General features: G+C 67.0%; 1 pseudogene. It reads right to left on the reverse strand.

From position 1 onward, the window contains the following. Positions 1–273: pseudogene (locus ACFIKI_RS08490) on the reverse strand (IS21 family transposase); the annotation flags it as partial.

Below are 273 nucleotides of genomic sequence, written 5' to 3' on the forward strand. Positions count from 1 at the left end.
CTCCCCGTCCAGGCCGTTCTTTAGCGTCGAGGCAATGAACTTGTAGTTCGGCGCTTTCAGATCGATGGCGCGGCGGCAGGCGGCTTCGAGGCGGTCGCGCCCGTAGTCCTTGCCCATGCGCAGCACGCCCAGGCAGGTTCGATAGGATTGCTGTGGGTGCTTGCGGGCGCCCAGCAGGTGCTGGATGACGGCCGCCGTATGCGGACCGATGTCGGCGGCCCAGTTGCGTAGCCGCTGCGGATCCCAGCCTTTCGCGACAGCCAGGTGCTCGGG

The organism is Bartonella sp. TT121SHDZB, assembly GCF_042193415.1.
GTDB lineage: Bacteria > Pseudomonadota > Alphaproteobacteria > Rhizobiales > Rhizobiaceae > Bartonella.